The sequence below is a fragment of the Mesorhizobium subarcticum genome, assembly GCF_055456085.1.
Genome location: NZ_CM144237.1, coordinates 3262631 through 3286861 on the forward strand (window position 1 = coordinate 3262631; position 24231 = coordinate 3286861).

21 protein-coding genes and 1 pseudogene are annotated in these 24231 nt (G+C 64.8%); 14 read left to right on the plus strand and 8 right to left on the minus strand.

Annotation, left to right across the window (positions count from 1 at the left end; all coding sequences use genetic code 11):
* The first annotated feature begins 92 nt into the window (after positions 1-92).
* The 5 genes from bcsA (at position 93) to greA (ending at position 8526) form a co-directional block, all read left to right on the plus strand.
* The gene (gene bcsA / locus ACZYHG_RS15810) at positions 93-2288 is read left to right on the plus strand and encodes a UDP-forming cellulose synthase catalytic subunit (RefSeq protein WP_464614598.1); all 2196 of its coding nucleotides are present in this window, start codon (positions 93-95) and stop codon (positions 2286-2288) included.
* Complete coding sequence (locus ACZYHG_RS15815; RefSeq protein WP_464614599.1) at positions 2285-4597, plus strand: cellulose biosynthesis cyclic di-GMP-binding regulatory protein BcsB; 2313 nt, start codon at positions 2285-2287, stop codon at positions 4595-4597. Before bcsA ends, ACZYHG_RS15815 begins: the two co-directional genes overlap by 4 nt.
* Positions 4594-5646, plus strand: coding sequence for a glycosyl hydrolase family 8 (locus ACZYHG_RS15820; protein WP_464609322.1), 1053 nt, complete (start codon positions 4594-4596; stop codon positions 5644-5646). The genes ACZYHG_RS15815 and ACZYHG_RS15820 overlap by 4 nt, the downstream gene beginning before the upstream one ends.
* Positions 5643-7802 carry a tetratricopeptide repeat protein gene (locus ACZYHG_RS15825; RefSeq protein WP_464609323.1) on the plus strand — a complete coding sequence of 720 codons (2160 nt, stop codon included), beginning with the start codon at positions 5643-5645 and terminating at the stop codon, positions 7800-7802. Before ACZYHG_RS15820 ends, ACZYHG_RS15825 begins: the two co-directional genes overlap by 4 nt.
* A gap of 241 nt (positions 7803-8043) precedes the next feature.
* Positions 8044-8526: a transcription elongation factor GreA gene (gene greA / locus ACZYHG_RS15830; protein ID WP_464609324.1), complete on the plus strand. Its 483-nt coding sequence runs from the start codon at positions 8044-8046 to the stop codon at positions 8524-8526.
* Between the two features lie 20 nt (positions 8527-8546).
* On the opposite strand, the gene ACZYHG_RS15835 is transcribed toward greA, so the two are convergent.
* Complete coding sequence (locus ACZYHG_RS15835) at positions 8547-9719, minus strand: NAD(P)/FAD-dependent oxidoreductase (RefSeq protein WP_464609325.1); 1173 nt, start codon at positions 9717-9719, stop codon at positions 8547-8549.
* The gene (locus ACZYHG_RS15840; protein ID WP_464609326.1) at positions 9716-10450 is read right to left on the minus strand and encodes a class I SAM-dependent methyltransferase; all 735 of its coding nucleotides are present in this window, start codon (positions 10448-10450) and stop codon (positions 9716-9718) included. The genes ACZYHG_RS15835 and ACZYHG_RS15840 overlap by 4 nt, the downstream gene beginning before the upstream one ends.
* 289 nt (positions 10451-10739) lie before the next feature.
* Here ACZYHG_RS15840 and ACZYHG_RS15845 point away from each other — a divergent pair, with 289 nt between their 5' ends.
* Genes ACZYHG_RS15845 through ACZYHG_RS15865 form a run of 5 tightly spaced genes read left to right on the plus strand, consistent with a single transcriptional unit; the run spans position 10740 to position 15481 of the window.
* Positions 10740-11810, plus strand: a complete 1071-nt coding sequence (locus ACZYHG_RS15845; RefSeq protein ID WP_464609327.1) for a type III polyketide synthase — start codon at positions 10740-10742, stop codon at positions 11808-11810.
* Entirely contained in the window at positions 11810-13018 is a 1209-nt protein-coding gene (locus ACZYHG_RS15850) for a sulfotransferase family protein (RefSeq protein ID WP_464609328.1), read from the plus strand. Before ACZYHG_RS15845 ends, ACZYHG_RS15850 begins: the two co-directional genes overlap by 1 nt.
* A 9-nt stretch (positions 13019-13027) precedes the next feature.
* Positions 13028-13642, plus strand: coding sequence for a Tgt2/MlaC family protein (locus ACZYHG_RS15855; RefSeq protein ID WP_464609329.1), 615 nt, complete (start codon positions 13028-13030; stop codon positions 13640-13642).
* Complete coding sequence (locus ACZYHG_RS15860; RefSeq protein ID WP_464609330.1) at positions 13611-14363, plus strand: ABC transporter ATP-binding protein; 753 nt, start codon at positions 13611-13613, stop codon at positions 14361-14363. Before ACZYHG_RS15855 ends, ACZYHG_RS15860 begins: the two co-directional genes overlap by 32 nt.
* A complete protein-coding gene (locus ACZYHG_RS15865; RefSeq protein ID WP_464609331.1) occupies positions 14360-15481 on the plus strand; it encodes an ABC transporter permease in 1122 nt (373 codons plus the stop codon). Before ACZYHG_RS15860 ends, ACZYHG_RS15865 begins: the two co-directional genes overlap by 4 nt.
* Positions 15482-15501: 20 nt before the next feature.
* On the opposite strand, the gene ACZYHG_RS15870 is transcribed toward ACZYHG_RS15865, so the two are convergent.
* The 3 genes from ACZYHG_RS15870 to ACZYHG_RS15880 all read right to left on the minus strand — a co-directional run bounded on the left by ACZYHG_RS15870 (position 15502) and on the right by ACZYHG_RS15880 (position 17435).
* On the minus strand, positions 15502-16038 hold the full coding sequence (locus tag ACZYHG_RS15870; RefSeq protein WP_464609332.1) for a hypothetical protein: 537 nt from the start codon (positions 16036-16038) through the stop codon (positions 15502-15504).
* Positions 16035-16868 (minus strand): SPFH domain-containing protein, encoded by an 834-nt coding sequence (locus ACZYHG_RS15875; RefSeq protein WP_464609333.1) that lies wholly within the window; start codon positions 16866-16868, stop codon positions 16035-16037. The genes ACZYHG_RS15870 and ACZYHG_RS15875 overlap by 4 nt, the downstream gene beginning before the upstream one ends.
* Before the next feature lie 87 nt (positions 16869-16955).
* Complete coding sequence (locus ACZYHG_RS15880) at positions 16956-17435, minus strand: hypothetical protein (RefSeq protein WP_464609334.1); 480 nt, start codon at positions 17433-17435, stop codon at positions 16956-16958.
* Between the two features lie 364 nt (positions 17436-17799).
* On the opposite strand from ACZYHG_RS15880, the gene ACZYHG_RS15885 reads away from it, so the two are divergent.
* Entirely contained in the window at positions 17800-18213 is a 414-nt protein-coding gene (locus tag ACZYHG_RS15885) for a DOPA 4,5-dioxygenase family protein (protein ID WP_464609335.1), read from the plus strand.
* A gap of 7 nt (positions 18214-18220) precedes the next feature.
* Here the strand turns inward: ACZYHG_RS15885 and ACZYHG_RS15890 are convergent, their stop codons facing one another.
* From ACZYHG_RS15890 to ACZYHG_RS15900, 3 genes and pseudogenes are all read right to left on the minus strand, one after another.
* Complete coding sequence (locus ACZYHG_RS15890) at positions 18221-18577, minus strand: helix-turn-helix domain-containing protein (protein ID WP_464614700.1); 357 nt, start codon at positions 18575-18577, stop codon at positions 18221-18223.
* Between the two features lie 38 nt (positions 18578-18615).
* A pseudogene (locus ACZYHG_RS15895) lies at positions 18616-19287 on the minus strand (AraC-like ligand-binding domain-containing protein); the annotation flags it as partial.
* Positions 19259-20035: an IclR family transcriptional regulator gene (locus ACZYHG_RS15900; RefSeq protein ID WP_464609336.1), complete on the minus strand. Its 777-nt coding sequence runs from the start codon at positions 20033-20035 to the stop codon at positions 19259-19261. The gene ACZYHG_RS15900 and the pseudogene ACZYHG_RS15895, both read right to left, overlap by 29 nt.
* Positions 20036-20266: 231 nt before the next feature.
* Between ACZYHG_RS15900 and ACZYHG_RS15905 the strand changes: the two genes are divergently transcribed.
* Genes ACZYHG_RS15905 through ACZYHG_RS15915 form a run of 3 tightly spaced genes read left to right on the plus strand, consistent with a single transcriptional unit; the run spans position 20267 to position 24205 of the window.
* A complete protein-coding gene (locus tag ACZYHG_RS15905) occupies positions 20267-21925 on the plus strand; it encodes an amidohydrolase (RefSeq protein ID WP_464609337.1) in 1659 nt (552 codons plus the stop codon).
* Positions 21912-22982 carry a CobW family GTP-binding protein gene (locus ACZYHG_RS15910; protein WP_464609338.1) on the plus strand — a complete coding sequence of 357 codons (1071 nt, stop codon included), beginning with the start codon at positions 21912-21914 and terminating at the stop codon, positions 22980-22982. The genes ACZYHG_RS15905 and ACZYHG_RS15910 overlap by 14 nt, the downstream gene beginning before the upstream one ends.
* 38 nt (positions 22983-23020) lie before the next feature.
* A complete protein-coding gene (locus ACZYHG_RS15915) occupies positions 23021-24205 on the plus strand; it encodes an ABC transporter substrate-binding protein (RefSeq protein WP_464609339.1) in 1185 nt (394 codons plus the stop codon).
* Positions 24206-24231: the final 26 nt, after the last annotated feature.

Sequence of the window (24231 nt, forward strand, 5' to 3'; positions counted from 1 at the left end):
TGCCCCAGTGTGGCATGCGCCCGGTTCGCAGCCGGTTCCCGGGATGCCATCGACCGACGAGTGGCAGGCGTCCGAATGCAAGGACGCATTGAATGCGGAAATTGCTGATAATCGCTCTATGGGCATTGGCCTCGGTATTCGTGATCACCCTGGTGACGCTGCCGATCAGCCTGGAAACCCAGCTGGTCACCGGCATGTGCGTGCTGTTCGCCATGATGGTGCTCAAGCTGATCCGCCCGGACGGGATCTGGCGGCTGGTCGCGCTCGCCTTCGGCACCGCCATCGTGATGCGCTACGTGTACTGGCGCACCACGAGCACGCTGCCGCCGATCAACCAGCTGGAGAACTTCATTCCCGGCTTCCTGCTCTATCTCGCCGAGATGTACAGCGTGATGATGCTGGCGCTCAGCCTGTTCGTCGTGGCGCTTCCGCTGCCCCCGCGCCCGTCTCGGGCGAACATGAACGACAGGCTGCCACAGGTCGATGTGTTCATTCCAACCTACAATGAAGATCCAGATCTGCTGGCCAACACGATGGCGGCGGCCAAGGGGATGGATTATCCGGCCGACAAGGTGCGGGTCTGGCTGCTCGACGATGGCGGTACGCTGCAGAAACGCAACTCCGAGAAGATCGGCGATGCCAACATCGCCGAGCGTCGATACGCCCAGTTGCAGAAGCTGAGCGCGGAGCTCGGCGTCACTTATCTGACCCGCGACCGCAACGAGCATGCCAAGGCCGGCAATCTCAACAACGGCCTTACCCATTCGACGGGCGAACTCATTGCTGTGTTCGATGCCGATCATGCGCCAGCGCGTGATTTCCTCAAGGAGACCGTAGGCTACTTCGACGAGGATCCCCGCCTGTTCCTGGTGCAGACGCCGCACTTCTTCCTCAACCCCGATCCGGTCGAGCGAAACCTGCGCACCTTCGAGACCATGCCGTCGGAAAACGAGATGTTCTATGGCATCATCCAGCGCGGCCTGGACAAATGGAACGCAGCCTTCTTCTGCGGTTCCGCCGCGGTTCTGCGCCGCGCCGCGCTCGCCGAAACCAACGGCTTCAGCGGCGTCAGCATCACCGAGGATTGCGAAACGGCGATTGAGTTGCATTCGCGCGGATGGCACAGCGTCTATGTCGACAAGCCGCTGATCGCTGGACTGCAGCCGGCCACCTTCGCCAGCTTCATCGGTCAGCGCAGCCGCTGGGCGCAAGGCATGATGCAGATCCTGCGCTTCCGGTTCCCGCCCTTCAAGCGCGGCCTCTCGATACCACAGCGCCTGTGCTACACGTCGTCGACGCTGTTCTGGCTGTTTCCGTTCCCGCGCACGATCTTCCTCGTCGCTCCGCTCTTCTACCTTTTCTTCGACCTGCAGATATTCACCGCCTCGGGCGGCGAGTTCATGGCCTACACGCTCACCTACATGGTCGTGAACCTGATGATGCAGAACTACCTCTACGGTGCCTTCCGTTGGCCCTGGGTCTCGGAACTCTACGAGTATGTGCAGACGGTGCATCTGCTGCCCGCCGTGATTTCGGTGATCCTCAATCCGCGAAAGCCGACTTTCAAGGTCACGGCCAAGGATGAATCGATCGCGACGAGCCGGCTTTCGGAGATCGGCAAGCCGTTCTTCGCCATCTTCGGTATCCTGCTCATCGGCGTCTTCGTCACGGTCTGGAAGGTTTACGCCGAGCCGTTCAAGGCCGACGTGACGCTGGTGGTGGGCGGCTGGAACCTGATCAACCTGATCATGGCCGGCTGTGCACTGGGCGTCGTCTCCGAGCGGGGAGAGCGCGCCGCAACCAGGCGCGTCAAGGTCAGCCGGCGCTGCGATTTCGAGGTTGGCGGACGATGGCTGCAAGGCACGATCGAGAATGTATCGGCCAACGGCGCCCGTGTGCTGGTGTTCGGCGCGGACCTGGAAGAACTGGCCAAGGACGCCACGGCCGGCATTCGCTTCAAGCTGTTCGCCGACGGCACGGAAGCCGTGTTGCCGGTGGTGATCCGCAACTTCGAACGGACAACCGACAGCATCGCGGTCGGCTGCCTCTACCAGCCGACTGAAGCTGTCCACCACCGCCTTGTCGCCGACCTCATCTTCGCCAATTCCAAGCAGTGGGAGCAGTTCCAGCTCTCGCGCCGGGGTAATCCCGGTCTGCTGCGCGGCACCGCCTGGTTCCTGCGGCTTGCGATTTTCCAGACTTATCGTGGCCTGGTCTATTTCTGGCGCGACCTGCGTGGCCGCACCGGCGGTGAGCCCATCGCCACGCTTGCCGAGAAGCGTCAATGAGAGCCCGCCTGGCTTCGATCGCGCTGGTGGTGCTTGCCGCGTCGCCGGCCATGGCCCAGACCAGCCCGTTCGACATGTCGAAAGAGAAGCCGGCCGTCGTGACGCCCGCGCCACAGCCCGGCTCGCCTGCTGCTCCGGCCGATACGCCCGCGCACGGCACCACAGCGCCGGTCGCGGCCGCGACGCCGCAACCGGCCGCGCCTGCCGCACGACGCTATGTTGTGCCGTTCACAGAACTGGTGTTTTCCGGCGAATATTCACGGCGCTCCTGGTCGATCTTCCTGACGCCGGAACAGGCGGCGTCGAAGGCGGACTTCCACCTCGGTTATCAAAACGCCGTCGTCGTGGCGCCCGAAGCGTCGCGTCTGAAAGTGTCGGTCAATGGCAGCGACCTCATCGATGCGCCGATCGCCTCGTCGGACAATCCCTCCGACATCTCCGTCGCCATCCCGGCAAAATTGCTGCATGCGGGCCTCAACGACATCACCATGTCGGCGGTGCAGCGGCACCGCACCGATTGCACCGTCGAATCGACCTATGAATTGTGGACTCAGATCGATACGGGCAGGACGTTCATCTCCTTCGAGGATCCCGAGGCCGGGCGCTGGAAACGCGTCGAGGATCTGCGCGCAATCAGTGTGGACGAAGCCGGCGCCACAACCTTCAACCTGATCGTGCCTTCGATGAGCCAGTCCGTTTCAACCGCGCCTTCGGTGCGCTTGGGCGAAGCCATGGCGCTGATGGCCAACATGCCCAACCAGGCCTTCACCGTCAGTGAGGCGGCGGCCGCCGCAGCGAAGCCGGGCGTGGCGAACATCGTGCTTGGGCCGGCCGCCGAACTGTCCAAGGTGCTGGCCACCGTGCCGGCCGCAGCCGAGGCCGGGCCGATCGCGACGCTGGTGGTCAGCGGGCCGAGCTGGCAGGCAGTCGACCTGGCGATCGACGACATCGCCAAGCAGGTCGACCGGCCGCCTGGCAGCCTGCGCACCAGCCTTGCGACGCGCACATGGCGCACGCCGGACGTGCCCATGCTACTGGGCGCAAGACGGTTGACCTTCTCCGAATTGGGGGTCAGCACGCTCGAATTCGCCGGGCGCAGGGTGCGCACCGATTTCGCGGTGGGCGTGCCCTCGGACTTCTACGCAGAGTCCTACGGTCAGGCGACGATCCTGCTCGATGCCGCCTATTCACAAGAGGTGCTGCCGGGAAGCCATATCGACGTCTATGTCAACGACAGCATCGCCGCGACCGTGCCGATCACCACCTCGGGGGGCGAAATCCTGCGCCACCTGCCGATCAAGGTGACGATGCGGCATTTCAGGCCGGGCGACAACGCCATCGCGATCGAGGCTGTTCTCATGACCAGAGCCGACGCGATCTGCGCGCCTGGCGCCACGGCGCAGGGCGCCCAGCGCTTCGCCGTGTTCGACAGCTCCGAATTCGTCATGCCCACCTTTGCGCGCGTGGCCAGAACCCCCAATCTCGCGGGGACAAGCGGAACCGGCTATCCCTACAGCATCGCCGAATACCCGACCCCACTGATCATGGATCGCACGCAGCCCGAAACGGTATCCGCCGGGGTGACGCTGCTGGCGCGCATGTCGGTCGCGGCGGGCCGCCTGATCCCGGTCGACACGTTGAGCGCGGCAACCGCCGTCAACGACAAGAACGCGCTGTTCATCAGCGCCATTTCGCAAGTGCCGGCGGCGGTCCTGGCGCAGGTCGGCGTGGCCAGCGACGCCGGCTCGACATGGGGCGAAAGCGTGAGCTCCATACGTCCCGACACCGACGCGACATTCAACCAGTGGCGTGAAAAGCTGCGCGGCAGCGGCTGGCGCGGCCAGGTCAGCTCGTTCGAGGACTGGATGAGCCGGACGTTCAACATCTCGACGAATTCGTTCCGCATATTTCCTGGGCCGGAGGCACCGTTCGCACCGCAGGGAAGTGCGGGCATCATCGTGGCCCAGGAAGAGAGCCCCACGGGCAACGCCACCTGGACGCTGGTCACGGCGCCATCGGTCAATGCGTTGCAGGACGGCGTTCGATCCCTGAGCGGGCAGGGCGCCTGGCGCAAGATGGCGGGCCACATCACGTCGGTGGATGCCGGCGACGATAAGGTTGTCTCCATGCCCGCCACCCGTTTCGACTTCATCGAGACGCAGCCGTTTTCTCTGTCGAACTATCGGCTGATCATCGCCAACTGGCTGTCGGCCAATGCGCTTTCCTATGCCGTGGTGCTGATCGTGCTGTCGATCCTGCTTGGCTTCGCCACATCCATTATGCTCGGTTCACTGGGCAGGAGACGATGACGGGGCTGAGGCTGATGATGCTGGCAGCGATGGTTTCCATCCTTACCGCCCAATCCCCGCAGGCGGTGGCAGGCGGAGCCATCACCACGGCGGAATGGACCCTCTACCGGGACAAGTTCCTCGACCCGGCCGGCAGAATCGTCGACAATACCAATGCCGACATCAGTCACAGCGAAGGCCAGGGATACGGACTGCTCTTGTCTTATCTTGCCGACAACCGGGGTGATTTCGATCGCATCTGGGCGTTTACCCGCACCGAGATGCTGTTGCGGAATGACGGGTTGGCGGCCTGGAAATGGGACCCGGCGGCGACGCCGCATGTGGCCGACACCAACAACGCCACCGATGGCGATCTGCTGATCGCCTACGGGCTGGCGCTTGCCGGATCCACCTGGCACCGCCCCGACCTGACCGCCGCCGCCACGACGATCGCGGAGGCGCTGGCCGCCGGCGGACTGGAGAGGGTGGGCGATGCTGTTTTGCTGAAGCCCGGCAATGCCGGTTTCGGCGCCACCGACCGCAGGGATGGTCCCGTCGTCAATCCTTCCTACTGGGTGTTCGAGGCGCTGCCGGTGATGGCCGAGCTGGCGCCGGACGGTCCGTGGCGCGAGCTGGCCGACAATGGCCGCGCCCTGATCGCGACCACGATGAAGATCGGGGAGGCGGGCCTGCCGCCGGACTGGGTGTCGCTGAAGACCGTCCCGCGCGCGGCCGACGGGTTCCCGCAGGATTTCGGCTACAACGCGATCCGTATCCCGCTTTATCTCATCCGCGCGGGAAACCGCGACCGGGCACTGCTGGAGCCGTTCGCGGCGCATATGGTCGACGCGGACGGGCGGCTGCGCATCGTCGACGTCGCCAACGGCCAGACACGGCAACTGCTCGACGATGCCGGCTATCGCATCATTCCGGCGCTGGTCGCCTGCGTGCTCGACGGCAAGAAACTGCCCGACAGCGTGCAGTCATTTGCCCCGACCGATTACTATCCCTCGACCTTGCATCTGCTCGCGCTCTCCTATTCACGGCGTCACGAACCGGAGTGCCTATGAAGCTGCTGATGCTCACAGCCGCCAGTATCGGGCTGCTCGGAGCGGTCGCGCTTCACAGCGGCTATTTCGATTCCGTTCCGCCGATCCCGGGTGACGCCCAGACCGCCACCGGCGGCGGACAATCGCAGGCAGGCTACTCGCAGCCGCCAACGATGGCGCAGGCGGAGCCGGGCGCCGCGACAAATACCCCTGCGGCCAAGACCCCGACGGCGGGCGCTCCGGCAGTGAATGCTCCGGCAAATCCCGCCGCAGCGGCGCCACAGGTCGACGAGACGGCGCTGCGCTATTTCGCGTCGAAGGGCGATACAAGAAGGCTCGAGGCGGAGATCGCCCGGCTGAAGGCGCTGTATCCGCAGTGGACACCACCGGAGAATCCGCTTGCACCCGTCCAGGCGGGCGACCCGCAACTCGACCGGATCTGGAAACTCTATTCCGAGGGCAAGCTCGCCGAGGTGTGCAAGGCCATCGCCGACAGGCAGGCCACGCAACCCGGCTGGCAGGCCCCACCGGACCTGCTTGCCCGGCTGGCCGTCGCGGAGGCCAGGGAACAGTTGGTCAACGCATCCGACCTTAAGCAATACGACGCCGTCATCCGCATCGGCTCGGCCAATTCCAGCCTGCTGACCTGTGGTGATGTCGATGTGCTGTGGCGGGTCGCCGAAGCCTTCGCGCAGACCGACCGCAAGGACCGTGCGCGCGACGCCTATCTCTACGTGCTCAACAATTGCACGAAACTCGAGGAACGCGTCGCCACCATCCAGAAGGCGCTGCCGCTGCTGTCGCGACCGGACCTCGACCAGCTTCTCGCCACCGAGCAGAAGACACCCGACGGCAAGGGGGAATTCGCGGGCATCCGCAACGACATTGCGCGGCAGAGCCTCGCCAATGGCGATGCCGACCCGAAGCTCGTGGTCGCGCCGGCCGACATAGCCACCGTCCAGGCGCTGGCCGACCAGGGCGGCCTGGCCTCCGACGACCTGCTGCTTGGCTGGTACTTCGTGCGCCGCGAGAATCCGAAAGAGGCGGAAAACTGGTTTCGCAAGGCGCATGACAAGGAAAACAACGCTGCCGCCTCGCAGGGCCTGGCGCTGGCGCTGATCCAGCAGGACCGGCCGGCCGACGCCGAGGACATCCTCTATCCATGGCGCGACACCAGTGACGATACGCGGCGTGTCTATCTGGCCGCGGTGGCGAACCTTTTGGCGGTGACGCCGCAGGCGCCACTCGGCCCGGAGGTGCTTCAGCGCATGGTCCAGGCCATCTACGCGGCAAAGGACGCTGACGCCGCGCAACAGCTGGGCTGGTACGCGGATGGGCTCAACCAGTCGCAGACGGCGGCGCAATGGTTCAAGCTGGCGCTGGACTGGAAGCCCGACGACGAGCCTTCCGCCTACGGGTTGGCGCTGACGCTGTGGAAGATCGGCGACAAGGCCGGCGCCAGGGCCATACAGGCTGCCTGGGCCGGGCGTTCCGAGCGTATCCCGACGGTGGGCGAGCGCAGCATCGAGACATCGGCATTCGGCAAGGGCGCAGGAACCGGCGCGCGGGCGCGTCCGCGCGCCCCACAGGAGCAGGCCACGGATCAGGGCGGCACAGCCAGGGACACTGCATCAGCGGATGGCAGGACGAAACAGCAGGCGCGCGGCTGCTCGAGCACGCTCGACCCGTCGGGGCTTGCGCCGGCCCCGGCACTGGCGCGCGGCTGGTGCCTGATGGGCGCCAACCGGCCCATGGAGGCGGTTGCCGCCTTTGAGGTGGCGCTGCACGGCACCGGCAAGACCCGCACCGAAGCGGCCTACGGGCAAAGCCTGGCCTATCTGCGGGCTGGGCTGCCGGATATGGCGGCAGTGGCGGCGGCCAAGGCGCCGCTGGATGCTAACCGCAGCGTGCAATTGAGAACCGCGCTTCTGGAAAACCAGGCCAGCAGCGCCTTCGACCAGGGCCGCTATGTCGAGACGATCATGATGCTGGATGAGCGCTCGCGCATTGCGCCGGAGCGCACCGGCCTCATGGTGCTGCGCGGTTATGCCTACCTGAAGCTGCGCCGCTTCGCCGACGCCGAGCAGGTCTTTCGCGCCGCCGCCGGAACCGGCAATCACGATGCCTTGAAGGGCCTGAACGACGTGAAGGCGGCGAGAGAGGCAAAAGTCCAGTAACGGCCGGAAGACACCCTGTTCCGAGGTCCGGGTATGGGCGCCTGTTGTCCGACAGGAGGTGCTGATATGACCTGGTATGGCCGGAAGAGATCCGTCGGGTTCCGGCATTGAAGGCAGAGGAGCAGACCTGCCGTCGACCTTGTAGACATTCCGCCGAAGCCAGCCGCCGAATTGTTGCAGCTTTATCGTCGCCCATGGGTTATCCCCTAACCAACACTGTTCGACACGGAGATGCGACCCATTGAGCGTAGCCTTTGCCAAGGAGGAAAGCGCGGAGGCGGCGTCGGAAACCATCCTGCCGGCTCGGCCTATCTCCGATCGGATCAACCTTGTCACCGAGGCGGGTCTCAAGATGCTGCACGATGAATTGGCTCGCGCCCGGCAGGCGCTCGAGGCTGCCGGTGTGCTGGACGATATCAATGAGAGGCGACGGCAGTCGGCGGTTCCGGTTCGCGATGTCACCTATTATGCCGAGCGCGTGCGTACGGCGCAGCTCATGCCGGTGCCAACGTTTCACGATGTGATCGCCTTCGGGCACACCGTTAGCTTCGCGCGTGATGATGGCCGCACCCAGACCTTTCGCATCGTCGGTGAGGATGAGGCCAACCCGGCGCAAGCTTCCATCTCGCATGGTTCGCCGGTGGCCATCGCGCTGATCGGCAAAAGCGTTGGCGATGTTGTCCAGCTGGGGCCGCGCGAACTCGAGATCCTGTCGATTTCTTAGCTGGATATCGGGGTACGACGTCAAAAACCCGGCACAGGCCGGGTCTTTCCACTCAATCGCGCGCCAAGCGTCAAGGCCGCCGGGAAAGTCTTGATCACGGCGCGCATCACAATCCTGCTGCCAGGCCGAAGCGCTATGCGGGCAATCAAGGCCGAGGCCCGCAAGCGGGTCGAGAATTGCCGACGCCATTGCCTTTCGTAGCGATGTCCGGCCGCGTCGTGGCCCTCGGGGCCTTTGCCCGACGCGATCAGTTCCCGCGCAAGCAGCCAGCCTGATTGCAGCGCCATCGAAATCCCTTCGGCGATGACAGGATGTGACTCGCCCGCGATGTTGCCGACGCGGAAGATGCCCTGGTCATAGCCAGCGCGAATGCCGGGATGGATAGGTCCCGCGGCGAGCCATGGGCCATCCAGTTCGGCACCGGCCAGCACCGTTGCCACGCCCCGGCACGAGGCCATGACGTGGCGCGACACTGCGTCGGCTGCCGCGATGTTTCCCCAGCGCTGGCGCAGCCCGGCTAGAACATCCCGGCGGATACAGCAGGAAATCGAAACCCGGCCACGGTCCGCCGTTACCATGCCACCATAGCCGCCGGGGAAGACCAGCAGCGGCATCAGGTCGGGCGCCAGTGCGGCGCCGGTAAAATGCGCCTTGAAACCGAACAGGTCGGAAGGTCGGCTCGCTCTTTCAATCTGGCTTGGCAGTTTGCCTGCTTCCCAGGATCCGTGCGCGGCGATAATGACAGGTGCGCTCAAAACCTGTTGTTGCTGGCCCGCCTCCACGGTCACGGACTGCAAATCACCCTGCGGGTGAACAGCGACCGCCTTGCAAGGCTGGAGAATTTCGACGCCGGCGCGTTCGGCGGCCTGCAACAGGATGGTGTCCAGACGATCGCGGCCGAGAGCGCGGCCGGGACCCGTCCTGGCACGCGGCATTGGCGCCTGCGCCGAGACATCGCCCGAAAAGAACCCGACGCGCCGTATTTCGGGGCCGGCTTCCGCGCGCCAGGTCTGGCCGACGCCCAACCGGTCCAGCAAGGCAAGGCTGGTGCCCGACATGAACTCGCCGCAGACCTTTCGGCGCGGAAACGCGACCTTCTCCACCATCGCCACCGACCAACCATGCTGGGCCAGCGCGATGGCGGTGGAGCTGCCGGCGGGGCCGGCACCGATGATGATTGCGTCGTGCGTCATCTGGCGCCGGTCATGCTTGCGCCGGACATATTGGCGCCGGGAAAACTGGCACCGACAAAACCTTGCGTGAACAGGCCTTTGCGGGCCTCGGTCACCGGCGTTCCCCCCGACGCTTGCCACAATTGTGAAAGTTCCTTGCCGCGAAAACCGGAGCGGACACTTTGCGTCGCGTCGTTGAGTGTGACCGCGCCGGCGCCGATCAGCCGCAGGCACCGGGTCGCGACAAGCGGCCCCCTGGCCCTGAGCGGCTCGGTCGCGACCAGCAGCGGGGCCATCGTCATGATCTTGGCAAACAGCTCCTTGAGGCGCGTGTCGTCGAAGTGATGGAGGATAAGGTTGGCGCAGACAAGATCGAAGGGCCTGTCTGGCGTCCAATCGAATATATCGGCGGTCACGGCTTGCGCCCGCCAACCCAATTCAGCGAAAGAATTGCACACATCCTTGCCGACCAAGTCGATCCTGTCGACCATGACGATCTCCACACCGGGCCAACGCCGCGCCATCAGCCGCGCCACGCGCAGCATGAACTTTCCGTCACCGGCGCCCAGTTCAAGGATGCGCAGCGGCGGCGTATGCACATTGGCCCGCATCAGCGAGGCCATGAACCTGGCCTGGAACATCAACGCATTGATCCAGACGAGATCACGACGCGATGCGATCGCAGCGGGATCATCGGCGGGGAGGCCGTCGAGGAGTTCTGGCTCCAGATGCCGGATGTTTAGGTCGCTCATGCGATGGATCGGAATTTTGAGGCTTCAGCCGGCAATCCGGCACATTGAATTCGGTCGAACCTTAATGGCCGCGCTGTTCATTTGGGAATTCGCATATGAACCCGATCCGGATGGCGAAGCCGAATTTCGGTCCCTTTCATACAGGATCGGCGGCTGGTATGACAGTTTGCTCGTAAGAAATATCGGCGCCACGCAATAAAATACTCTATGCCGACGTTTGCCCTAGAAAACGCTTCCCCAATTCCTAGACCTCTTGTGAGACCCGGTTGGGCTCATTGTCGGAGCAATTTTGGCCCCTCAAGCGTATCTGAACCGCATTGCCACGTCCGTCCCCCAACACGACGTGCATCAGTTCTATCTCCGCTATGGAGCCTTGCTGCTTGAAGGCGATGCCCAGCGCCTTGCGGTGTTCGAGCGCATGGTCGCTCTTGCCGGCATCGAACATCGCTATTCCTGCTTTGCGCCGGCCGACGATCCGCGCGGCGGGGCAATCGACCGCGACGGCACCTCGGTCAAGGGTTCGTTCGCCAGCACCGCGATCCGCATGGAGATGTACGAAGCCGCGGCACCTCAGCTCGCGCAACAGGCCGTCGACAAGCTTCTGGCCGGCGAAGACCGCTCGCTGATCACGCATTTGATCGTGACCAGCTGCACCGGCTTTTCGGCGCCCGGCATCGACCTAGAGCTGGTGGCGCGATGCGGCCTGCCGAATTCGGTCGAGCGCACCATCGTCGGTTTCATGGGATGCTACGCCGCCATCAACGCCTTGAAGCTAGCACGCCATATCGTGCGCTCCGACCCGAAAGCCCGCGTGCTGACCGTCAACATCGAATTGTGCACGCTGCATTTCAGGGAAGCCGCCGAGCTCGAGAAGCTGATCTCGTTCTGCCTTTGGGGAGACGGGTGCGCGGCCTCCCTGGTGACGGCCGAACCGCACGGCATCCTGCTGGAAAGCTTCCACGCCATCGTCGCGGCCGAGCGCAAGGAGCTGATGAGCTGGCACATCCGCGACGACGGCTTCGAGATGGTGCTGTCCGGCCAGGTTCCCGGCGCGGTTCGCGAGACGCTGCGCAACGAGCATGCGGCCATCCTCGGCGGCAGGCCAGCAAGCGAGATCGATTTGTGGGCGGTGCATCCCGGCGGCCGTTCCGTGCTCGACGCGGTCGAGCGGGCACTCAAGCTGGGGCCGAGCGCACTCGCCGTATCGCGCGAAGTGCTGCGGCGATACGGCAACATGTCATCGGCAACCGTGATGTTCGTGATGGCCGAAATGCTGAAGGAGCCGCCGGGCTTGCTCGGCTGCGGCATGGCGTTCGGGCCGGGATTGACCACCGAGACCATGATGTTCCGGACTGCCTGATGAAGGCGCTGCACGAAAACATCTCGCTCGCGGCCCGTCGGCTGGCGCCCTATCTGCCGTATCCGCACTTCATGTGCGTGGCGCCTCTCGACGCCGTGCTGCGGGTGCTGCGGCGCGCGCATGGCGATATCCCGCCTGCCTACTGGCCCCGCCTGGTGCTCCTGCTGCTGCTTTCGCTGATCAACACCGTCGCCTCGCTGCCCGAGCGCCTGATCGTTGCGGCATGGCTGCGGCTGCGGCCGCCCCGGATAGGGCGTGACAATGCCCCTGTCTTCGTCCTCGGCTACTTCCGGTCCGGGACGACGTTTTTGCAGAACCTGCTGGCAGCCGACCCGGACCTGAGATCGCCGAGCTGGCCGCAGGTCCTGGCCCCTCAGGCATTCGTCCCTGGCTGGTTTCTGCTGCGCTATTTTTTCGTGCCCTTGCTGCCGTTGACGCGCCTCGGCGCGGTCGTGCCGGTGGGCGCCAGGCTGCCGGGGGAGGACGACTTCGCCTTGAACAATCTGGGCGGGATGTCCGTGCTTGCGGGACGCGCCATCCTTCCCCGCCAGCAAGCCTTCTTCAATCGATTTCACGATCTCGACGCGCTTTCGAAGGCGGAGCTGAGCCGCTGGCGCTCGCATCAGCTGGGTTTCGTCCAGAAGCTTGCTCTCGTTGCGGGCGGGCGGCGGCTTCTGCTCAAGTCGCCGAGCCATACGGCGCGCGTCCGCTATCTCCAGGAATTGTTTCCAGGCGCCAAGTTTGTCCACATCTCCCGTTCGCCGGAAGTCGTGTTCCGGTCCAACCTGCTTCTGGCGCGCGAATTGCAACGTGCGTTCGCCCTGCAGCCGCCGCTGCCCGAGGACGAGCAGGAGGAGATCATCGCTCGCGAATATCTCGCGACAGAGATGCACTATCTGGCCGATAGAGCCCGGATTCCAGCTGGCGACCTCGCGGAAGTGCGGCTGCAGGATCTCACCGCCGACCCCGTGGGCGAGATGAAGCGGATCTACCATGAGCTGGGCCTGCCATTTTCGCGCGGCTGCGAGGAGCGGGTGCTGCAGGTCGCCGCGACGTTCGGCAAACAGGTGCGTAGCCGCCATCCAGACCTGAGCGAAAAGCAAAAAGCGCGGGTCGCTCGCCTCGAACCGCTGGCCGCCGCGTTTGGCCATGCGCCTCCACGAGCTGCCGGGACGCTTGATGTTGACAGCCAACAACGCATTGGATGACATAGGATCATGACAGCACGCCCATGGTCGCACGCAAGCTGGGCAGCCTTGGCCCGGCTGTTGCTTGTCGCCGTGCTGCTCGCGATCTGCGCCCCATCGCTTCCGGCGGCCGCCGATGAGCAGAGTGACGCGGTCAAGCTGGTCGAGACCGTGCGCCAGGCGGCGATTGCGCTTGGGCACGGTGGATCCGCCGAGGGGCAGCTTCGCTCCATTTCCACGGCGTTCGACGGCAGGGGTATCGCGCAAGCCGTGCTCGGGACCTATTGGCGCCGGGCGAGTGCGGACGACCGCGCCTCGGTGACCGATGCGCTGCTTTACGCCATTGCACACAGGCTGGCCGACAGGCTGGAGCGGACGCAGGACAAGACTTTCACCGTGCTCGGCACAAAGGCTCTGGCTAACGGCGACATCCTGGTGCGCAGCGAATTCCGCCGGCCGCTGCACGGCCCAACATCCGTGGACTGGCGTGTGCGCCACTGCCGCGGACAACTCTGCATCGGCGATGTCCTTGTCGACGGCGGCTCCGTGACCGTGCAGCAGCGGGACCGCGTTGCCCAGCTGCTTGCCGGCAATGGCGGCTCGATCCCGGCACTTGTCGCCGACCTCAGGAAAGGCCGGGTATGACGCCGCGCTCGTGCTCATGTCCCTCCTCGTCGAATTGAGCAATGTCGGTCGCGACTTTGACGGCGGCCGCATTGTCGCCGTCGACGGTGTGTCGCTGACGATCGAGGACGACGAGACCGTCGCCATTGTCGGCCGCAGCGGGAGCGGCAAGTCGACGATCCTGAACCTGGTCTGTGGGCTCGACCGGCCGACGCGCGGCGAAGTTCGATTCGAAGGAAGGGCTATCAACGGGAGGGCCGCATGGGCGGCCGTGCGGGCTAGCAGGATCGGCATCGTTTTCCAGAACTTCTCCCTGCTGCAGTCCTTGTCGGCGTGCGAGAACATCGAGGTGGCTTTGCTGGGAAACCTCGGCGCAGCGCGGCAGCGTCGCGTTCGCGCGCTCGAACTTCTGGCACATTTCGGTCTTGCCGAACGCGCGACGCTGCGGCCGGCCGAGCTTTCGGGCGGCGAACGCCAGCGGCTTGCCATTGCGCGGGCGCTTGCCAACCGTCCGAAGCTTCTCGTTGCCGACGAGCCGACAGGAAGTCTCGACGTGCAGACGAGCCAGTCCGTGATGAGCATTATCGGCAATGTGCATCGCGAGTTCGGTACCGCGGTGATCGTGGTGACCCATGACGAGGACGTGGCCGCGCTGTGCGGTCGGCGCGTCGAGATCTCCGACGGCCGCATCCGTTCGGACAGCCGAGCGATGCCGACGCCCGCTCTATCCGCTAACCCATGACAGAGCTGACCCTTCCCTTGCGCGGTCTCCTTGCGCGCCCGCTTCGAACCCTGCTCACGGTTCTCGGCATCGCTCTGGCGGTGGCGGGGTTTGTGGCGCTGACCGGCCTGACCGCCGGCGTCCAGCGCTCGTTTGCCTCGGGAATCGATGAGGATGGCGCGGATCTGGTGGTGAGCCAGCGCGGCGCATTCAACCTGGTGAGCAGCACCGTGCCACGGTCGCTGGGCGCCGGTCTTTCCTCGGTGCCAAACGTCGATGCCGTGTCGGGCGTTCTCCTGAACATCACCACCGCTGACGACGCCGCGAACATTGTCATGGCCGGCTGGCCAAGCGACAGCTTCCTTTGGAAAGACATGCACCTTGTGGCGGGGCGCGTCCCTGCACCGGGGGACCAGTGGCCCGTGATCCTTGGCGAGTCGATCGCCACCGCATTGGACAAGCGGGTCGGCGATACCGTCGAGCTGCAGTTCCAGCCCTACCAGATTGTCGGCATCGCCTCGTTCTCGTCCGCGCTAAACCAGAACAGCGCGATCGTCCCGCTCGAAGGGCTGCAGCAACTCCTGTCGCGCGAGGACGTGTTTACCTTGTACGAGGTGAGATTGAAGCGCCCGCTCGAGAAGGACGACATCGCTGTTGCCCGAACCCGGCTCATCGCCGCCGCACCGGGATTCGCGGTGGGCGACACCGAGCAGTTTGCCAACAGCATCCGCATCTTCGATCTGCTTCGGGCGATTGCCCAGACAATTTCACTGGTTGTCATGGCGATGGCCTCCGTCGCCGTTGCCAATACACTTCTGATGGCCGTGAACGAACGGACGTTCGAGATTGGAGTTCTCGCAGCACTTGGCTGGTCACCGCGGCGGATCCTTCGGCTCATTCTCATCGAAGGCGTGATCATGAGCGCGGTGGGCGGGGTTATCGGGATTATTCTGGGCGTCCTCACGATGCAGATGGCGGCGAAGACAAACTTCGCGGCGGGCTTGATCGTGCCTTATCTGTCAGGCTGGTCGATCGCGCAGGCGCTGATCTTCGTCTTCATCGCTGGGCCGCTTGGCGCGCTTTACCCGGCCTGGCGCGCCACGCGCCTACTGCCTGCTGACGCGCTCCGCAGGATCTGACGCCGGCTCGCTGGGGCGCCTCACAACAAAAACGTCTGCCGCTCGCGCAACGTCGCCGTGATCGCGGCAATCCCCACCTCGATCTCGCGCTTGGCCGCAAGCATCGCTTCCCCCGCTACACCCTCCAGCATCGACCTCAGCAGCTCCGCCTGGCCGACCAGAACCGCGTCCTTCTCCGCCAAGGCCGCGAGCGTGCCCGCTTCCTGGCGGTAGCGCTGGGCCATGCGGTCGTTTTCCGGCACCGGCTGGTGGCGGATTAGGCCTTCCAGCGCGCCGACCTCGCGGCCCAGGCGCTCGAGCGTCTGGGCGTTGGCGACGACTGCCGCATCGGGGAAGGGGTTGGCCCGCGTCGGCGGCGCGATGTTGTCGCGGCGGTAGCGGGCCTCGGCCTCATCGATGCCGGCCCGGGCGCGGGAAAGCAGCGAGCAGGCCATCTGGCGCACCCGCTGGTCGTCGGCGCGCAGCTGGTTTTCCTGGCGGTAGAAATTGTAGCCGTAGCCGTAGAACAGGTTGATCCCGACCTTGGCGAGCGGCCCGGCCTCGTAGAAGCGGCTCATCTTGTGGCGCCCACCTCATCGCCCAGGGGATAGAAGCCTGTCGGCTGGCCGCCAATGTTGAAGGGAAGGCCGGCCGCGGCGTTGGGTGCGGAAACCAGGCCCTTGTCGGCCATGCGCAGCGCCAGGTAATAGCGCACCGCCTCGATGGGGCTCAGGCCAATCGCCTGCAGCGAGATCAGCTCGCGCATACGCTCGTCGCGCGGCGTGATCAGCACCTTGAGGTCGTTCAGCATGATGCCGTAGACCTTGAGGAAATCGGTGAGATGCAGCTTCATCGCCTCGCGCACATCGCTGATGCGCTCGTTGATGTTCTCCATCTTGGTGACCTGGATGATCTGGTTGATCGCCTGCTCGATGGCCGGTCCGGCATAGTCAGCGATTTCCTTGGTGTCGATCACCGCGCCCGCGAACGGCATGTGGGTGATGAGGTCGAGCGCCTCTTCCTTGCTGTCGATGTGGATGTAGTAGTCGACGACATAGGACATCTCGGCCATCTCGGCCGAGGTGGCGATGCCCTCATTGCGCACCAGAAGCTTGGAACGGTTGATGTAGATGACCTCGTAGACCCAGGGCGAGGAGCCGCCGAAGAAGCCCTGGACGATCGAACCGACCAGCGGCTTGTCCGGCGTCTGCAGCGCATATTGGCCGGTCTCGTAGACGTTGAGCACCGCGCCGCGCGACTTCAGGATGCAGAAATGGTTGCTTTCCACCGTCAGCAGCGAGCCCGAGACAATGCTCTCGTCGACGATTTTCATCGCCACGGTCCTGGTGCCGAGCGCGTCCGTGCCGTCGCGCTGCAGCGACGTGATGACCTGTCTGGTGATTGCCATTTTGACTTCCCCTCCTGATGGTGCGGCACGCCCAGCGCGTGCCATTCCTGTTTGAACTGCTGCCGAGCAGAGCTGGTTGGCTCCGGCTCAGCGATTTGTCTGTCGCGCTTTCGCCGGCCCTGAATGCCGTGGCGAACAGAGACCCTTGCCGCCAAATTGCTGCTGCAGCCGGGCGGTGCGGTCGGTGCGCTGGCGGTAGCCGCCATCGCCATCGAGCAGGTATTTTGCCCGTTGCTTTTCGCGCGGCTGCGATCGCTTTGCCTGGATTGCCTGCTCGATCGGCTCTATCGCCACGGCGAGCCTTCGGCCGGCTCCGGTCCTGGACTCGTCGATGGCCCGGCTGACGGCCTGCTTGATCAAATCCCCGCTGTTCTGGCCGAGGAAGTTCGAGACCAGCCCGGCGACATCGGCGGCGATGTCTTCGACCTGGTCATCGTCGGTGAATGCGGCCAACGGCGAAGCCGGGTGACCGGAGTCTGATTGGACACGTGCTGAAGGGCGGCGGTTCTTGCCCAGCCGCTGCCAGAGAATGAAGGCGAAGATCAGTGCAAAGACAAAAAACGACATTCGACCAGCCCCGTTTCGTGGTCCGCGTTGATTGCAGGATTGAAGATGATGGAAGCTCTCGTCCTCAGGCACGAATCGCCTCCGCTGCTTAGCGGATCAATGGCGGCCGGAGTGCCTGTGGACCCCCCAATTCCCTCCCGGTTAACACGTCAAACACAGTCTTGCCGGACGGGGCTGTCCGGGGCAAAAGCTGCGTCGTTGATAGGGGATGTCCGTGGTGGCGGCCATACACAATGTCGAGAGCTATCGCGGCGGGCGGATTCTTCCGGCAGGGACACGAACCCTCCAAGGCGGTCGGATGACCTTGCTTAAAACCGCGTTGTTGGGCTCAATGGCCGGACACGCTGCGAGGGAGGGCATAGAGATGAGCGAAGACAGTCCACGGCCGCTGGCGGAGATCGCCAGCTATCACGCCCACATCTACTTCGGCGGGCAAACCGAGCGGCAGCATGCCGAATGGCTGCGGCTTCGCATCGGCGAGCGTTTCCGCGTGCGCCTGGGCAATTGGCACGACCGGCAAGTCGGCCCGCATGACCAGCCCATGTACCAGGTCTCCTTCGCCAACGAGATCTTCGGCTTGCTCGTGCCGTGGCTGATGCTGAACCATCGTGGCCTGAGCATCCTCATCCACCCGAACACGACCAACCCCAAGCGCGACCATCTGGTCGATCCGGTCTGGATCGGCCGGCCGCTTGATGTGCACGGCGATACGCTTCCGGACGATCACGAGGCGGAAGAGGCGCTGGAGGTTAACACCGAGCCGTCGCTGCCGGCGTAGAGGCCCTCTAATGCACCACCGCCCCTAGCCGCTCTCGCAACTCCCTTGGTGCCACATCATACCGGCTCTTGAACGCCCTCGAGAAATGCGCGCTCGAATTGAAGCCGCAGGCAAAGGCGATTTCGGAGATCGAGGCCGAGGCGCGGGCGGGGACAATAATTCTTCCTTGCTGCGTTCCAGGCGACGGTCCCAGACGAAGCGTTCGAGCGTTGCGCCTTCGCCTTCGAAAGCGCGGTGGAGATAGCGGCGCGAGCAGCCCATGTGGCGGGCAATGTCTTGCGCCGACAGGCTGCTGCGGGCCAGGTTGGCGTCGATATAGGCGACGATGCGTTCGCGCAGCGCTTCGAGCGGCGAGCGGCGGAATTCGGGCGCCATCGGCTTGGCCTGGATCAGGCCGTTGACGAGCTGGATCAGGCTTTCGCCGACGCGCCGGCTGCCGGCTTCGTCGAGCTTGTGCGCCTCGCCGATCGCCATCTGCATCAGGCCCGAGACGATGTGGGTCAGGCTGTCGTCCTTGCCGGGCAGGGGCAGCGGGGCTGAGAGGCGGGCGAGGGTGTCGTCGCCGAAGGTCGAGCGCGGCACTTGCAGGATCAACTGGTCGACATCGCTGAGGTTCTGCAGGGAGTAGCTGCGCACCGGATCATAGATGATCGCCGATTGCGGGCCGAGGTCGACGGCGACCTGCTGCTGCTCGAAACGGCTGCGACCCCTGAGCTGCATCAGGATCTTGATCGCGTCGGGATCGAAGCTGCGCCAGAACAGCCGGTCGTTGATCACCAGATGCGAATTGGCCTTGATCTCGGACAGCCGGCAGGCGCCGAGATTGACCGATACGAGCTGCGGGATCGACGGCACCGTGCCGCGCGGGAAGCGCTGCGTGATCGGGCCGAACAGAAGGCGTGATGTCGACAGGAAAGCCTCGCCGTCGGCGACGCTGACATGGTGGGCGTGCATGCGTTTCCTCCTCAAACAGCCTTCCCGTCTTCTGCGGGATTGTGGCGCGGGCTTATGCCCCGATGCAACGATCAAGAACTTAACATGATAATTATCTCTGCCGCAACGGCAGAGACGCATGCCATTGTTCGCCGGTGAGGTGGGCAGAAATCTTGGCGCCGGCTTCTCGCGCGGCCTCTCCCTGGCGCTCGGCAATGGCGTCGTCGATGCGCGATAGCGGCGAGGCTATCGCCAGCGTCCCGACGGGGAAACCGTCCGAGCCGAGGATGGGCGCGGCAACACTGTGCACGCCTTCCTCATAGCCCTGGGCGCTGCGTGAATAGCCACGCGTCGCCGCCAGCCGCACGGCCGCCATCACCGCCTCGCTGCTGGTCACGGTGTGGGCGGTGAAGGCGGTGAGCGGCTTGCCGAAATACACTTCGACGGTTTCCGGGCGCGAGAAGGCGAGGAAGGTGATGCCGGACGCGGTACCATGCAGCGGCAGGATCTGGCCGACATCGACGCTGACGCGATTGGCCCTTGCCGAGAGCTCGACATGCACGGTGAGCAGCGCGCCGGCGCTGAACTCGGAGAGATGCACGGTCTCGCCGGTCTCCAGTGCCAGCTCGCGCACGATGGGGGCAGCGACGCGCACGAAGGGCAGGTGCGCGTCGCGCATGCGCGCCAGCCGTGACAGGCCGGCGCCGAGGCGGTAGCGGCGGCTCAGCGGCTCCTGCTCGATCAGCCGGTGCTCGGCCAGCGCCACCAGCAGGCGCCGCGCCGTGGCCTTGTCGAGGCCCGACTTGCGGGCGATGTCGGAGAGGCCGATCTCCGGCTCCTTCGGCGTGAAAAGCTCCAGCAGCGAAATCGCCTTGCCGACCGTGCTCATGGCAGAATCTCCGAGATACTTAGCGTGTGAATTAACTTGACAGCGGCCGTCGCGGCTTGCAGTCTGTCTATAACATACAAAACGTCGGTTCATATGATGAACCGATATGGGAACGCAAAAAAACAAGGGCAAAAGCGGTTCGCGGCAGCGCCAGAGGCGGTGCAGCACCCAATGCCGAAATAGCTGGAGCGGCCCACGCGGCACGCAACCGGCGGTGAGGAGAGAGACGAAATGCCTGACGCCGACCTGGTTCTGACCAATGGCCGCATCTACACGCTGGATCGCAAGCGGCCATGGGCTTCGTCGGTGGCCGTCAAAAGCGGGCGCATCGTCGCGGTGGGCGAGGCGGACGCCGTCGCCGGCCTCAGCGGGCCGCAGACGCGCACCGTCGATCTCGGTGGCGCGATGCTGATGCCGGGCATTGTCGATGTGCACGCACATCTGATGATGGGCGGGCAGGCGGAACTGTTCGAACTGCGCTTTGTACCGACCTCGAGCTTCGAAACGCTGATCGCGCGTGTCGCCGAGGCGGCGGCCAAGTCGCCGGAGGGATCCTGGATCATCGGCGGCCAGTGGGGCAGCGACCTCTTGCCGAAGCTGAACACGCTTGCAGCGCTGGCCGCACTCGACAAAGCCAGCCAGGGCCGTCCGGTGATGCTGCGCGATGACACCTATCACAACAGGTGGATCAACTCCGAAGCCCTGCGCCTTGCCGGTGTCTCAGCCGCGACGCCGGATCCGGAAAAAGGCTCGATCGGCCGTGACCCGGCCAGCGGCGCGCCGACCGGCATGATGATCGAATCCGCCGCCGGCATCGTCGAAAGCACCATCGCCCGGTCGGGCCACTACACGGAGGAAATGGACCGGGCGGCGATGGCGCAGTCGATCGCCACGCTCAATTCCTACGGCGTCACCGCCTTCCTCGACGCCGCCGCCATGCAGCCGATCCTGGCGGCGCTGAAGGGCCTCGACGATCGCGGCGAACTGACCGCCTGGTCGGTGTCGGCGATGCCGGCGGTCGAGCCGTCCTTCATGTTCGGCATCGCCGGCGACGAACTGATCGCGCTGCGCGAGAATTATCGCGGCGTTCATGCGAAGCCCGATTTCGTCAAGGTGTTCCTCGACGGCGTGCCGGGCGCGCGCACCGCCGCCTTCCATGAACCCTATACGGATGATCCGATCCTCGGCTGCTGCTTTCGCGGCTCGACCATCGTCACCGTCCCGGACCTGATCCGCTGGGTCGGCAAATGCGAGAAGCTCGGGCTCGGCGTCAAAATCCACTGCGCCGGTGACGCCGCCGTCAGCCAGGCGCTCGACGCCATCGATGTCGTGCGCTCCTTCAACGGGCCGACCAAACTCATCCACCACATCGCCCATGCCAGCTACATCGCGCCTGACGACATTGCCCGCTTCGCCGAGCTCGGCGTCGCCGCCGATCTGTCGCCCTTCCTGTGGTACCCGACCAGTTTCCTCGAAGGCCACAAGCAGACGATGGGCGAGGCGCGGGCCCAACGCTTCTGGCCGAACAAGGATCTGCTCGAGGCCGGCGCGCTGCTGGCCGGCGGTTCGGATTGGCCGGTCATGCCCAACCCCGATCCGTGGGACGGCATCGAAGGGCTGGTGACGCGGCGCAACCCGAGCGGCGAATTCGAGGGCGCGGCCCTCTGGCCGGAGCAGGCGCTCGATGTCGCCACTGCGCTCGAGATATTCACCATCAACTCGGCCCGCGCCATTGGGCTCGCCGACACGGTGGGCTCGATCGAGATCGGCAAGTCGGCCGACTTCATCAAGCTCGACCGCAACGTGCTCGACAGTCCGGCCGACGAGATCGCCGACACCAAGGTGCTGACCACCTGGTTCGAGGGGAGGGTCGTCTATGAGCGGAACTGACCGCCCCATCCCGGTGACGGTGCTGACCGGCTTCCTCGGCTCGGGCAAGACCACGGTGCTCAACCGATTGCTGCGCCGGCCGTCGCTGGCCGGAGCGGCCGTCATCATCAACGAGTTCGGCGCCATCGGCCTCGATCATCTCTTGATCGAGGCGAGCGAAGAACAATTCACGCTGCTCGACAATGGCTGCGTCTGCTGCACGGTGCGCGGCGATTTGGTGGCGACGCTGAAGGCGCTCGACCAGCGTGATGTGCCTGAGCTGACCCATGTCATCATCGAGACGACAGGCCTCGCCGATCCCGCGCCCATACTGCACACGCTGATGGCCGAACCGGAACTTGCCGGCCGCTATGTCATCGCCGGCGTGGTCACCACGGTCGATGCGGTCAATGGCTTGATGACGCTCGATCGCCATGCCGAGGCGGCCAAGCAGGTCGCTGTCGCCGACCGGTTGCTGGTCACCAAGACCGATCTGGTTTCAGCGGAAGCGCTGAGCGAGTTGCAGCGCCGGTTGAAGGCCTTGGCGCCCACGGCGCGGCAAAGCCTGGCGTACGATGGCGAAGCCGATTTCGACATACTGGATAACCAGCATCTTGGCGCCGCTGGTGACCTTGACCGCATTGCTGCCTGGCTGGAGATGGCCGAGCCCGATTGTGGCCCCGACTGCGCGCACGATCATGCGCATCATCACCACCATCATCAGGGCCACACCCACCACGGCATCCAGTCCTACAGTTTCGTCATCGACGAGCCTGTCGAGTGGCCGGCCTTCGCGCGCTGGCTCGACTACGTCGCGGCGCTGAAGGGCGAGGACCTGCTGCGCCTCAAGGGCCTCGTGCACGTCACCGAGGAGCCGGAACGGCCGCTGGTGTTGCACGGCGTACAACATGTCTTCCATCCGCCGGTGCGGCTCGACGCCTGGCCATCGGCCGACCGGCGCACGCGGCTGGTGTTCATCGTCCGCGACATTGCGCGGGAGACGATCGCGCGCACGCTGACCAAATTCGCGGCCATCGATGCCGCCAGCATCAGGGCGCCGGATCGCACTGCTGCTTGATCAGAAACTGAATCAGAAAAAACAGGGGAGTGACTGACATGCAATGGAAATCCAGCCTGGTGGCAGTGGCCTTCGCCGGCCTCGGCCTTGCCGCAACAGCCGCCACGGCATCCGCCGCCGGCCCGACCTGCAAGGACGGAACAATCAAGGTCGGCGCGGTGTCGACCATCACCGGCCCTGCCGATTTCAGCGAGGTGCCGAAGGCGACGCAGGCGGCCTTCGATGCCGTCAATGCGGCCGGCGGCGTCAATGGCTGCAAGATCGATTACACCATCGCCGACGACAAGGCGGATCCCGCGGTCGCGGCGCAAGCCGCGCGCGATCTCATCGACAACAAGGAAGCCGTGGCGCTGGTCGGTTCGGGCAGCCTGCTCGACTGCGCGGTCAACTCCGCCACCTACAGCCGCAAGAAGATCCTGTCCGTGCAAGGCCTCGGCGTCGACGCCGCCTGCTTCTCCTCGCCCAATGTGGCGCCGGTCAATGTCGGCCCCTACACGCTCTCCACCGCGATGGCGTACTACGCCACCAACCAGCTGAAGAGCGAGAAACTGTGCGCCTTCTTCATCATCATCGGCGGCACGCAGGAGGCCTACAAGAAGGCGATCGAGAGCTGGGAGAAAATCTCGGGCAAGAAGATCCATCTCATCGATCTGACGCTGCCGTTCCAGGGCGACCTGACCCCCTATGTCATCAAGGCGCGCGACGCCGGCTGCGACGCGGTGCTGACCAACCAGGTTGAGCCGCAAGTGGTGCAGCTGATCAAGACCGTCGATGCCCAGAAGATCACGGGCATCAACTGGCTGTTCCTGGCACCGGGCTACACCGAGCAAGTCGCCTCGGCACTGGCAGACACCAAACAGCCGATCTATGTCGGCACCGAATGGGAGCCCTTCACCGAGAAGAATTCGCCCGCCAATGCGCAATGGGTGGCCGACATGCAGAAGGCCGGCCGGCCGCTGACCGCCTTCTCGCAAGGCGGCTATCTCGCCGCCCAGCTGTTCCTGAAAGTGGTGGCGTCCATCGACGGCGAAGTGACGCGTGAGAGCGTGACCAAGGCGCTGCACGAGATGCAGCCGATCACTAATCCGCTGTCCGGCTCACCCTATGTCTTCGGAACGGCCAAGACGCATTCGCCGATGCAGGCGACCAAGGTGATGAAGCTGGAGAAGGGTGCCTGGACGGTCGAGACGCCGGACTGGGTCGTGCTGCCGCAGGCCAAGTAAGTCCTCCCGGGGCGTTGGCGCCGCTC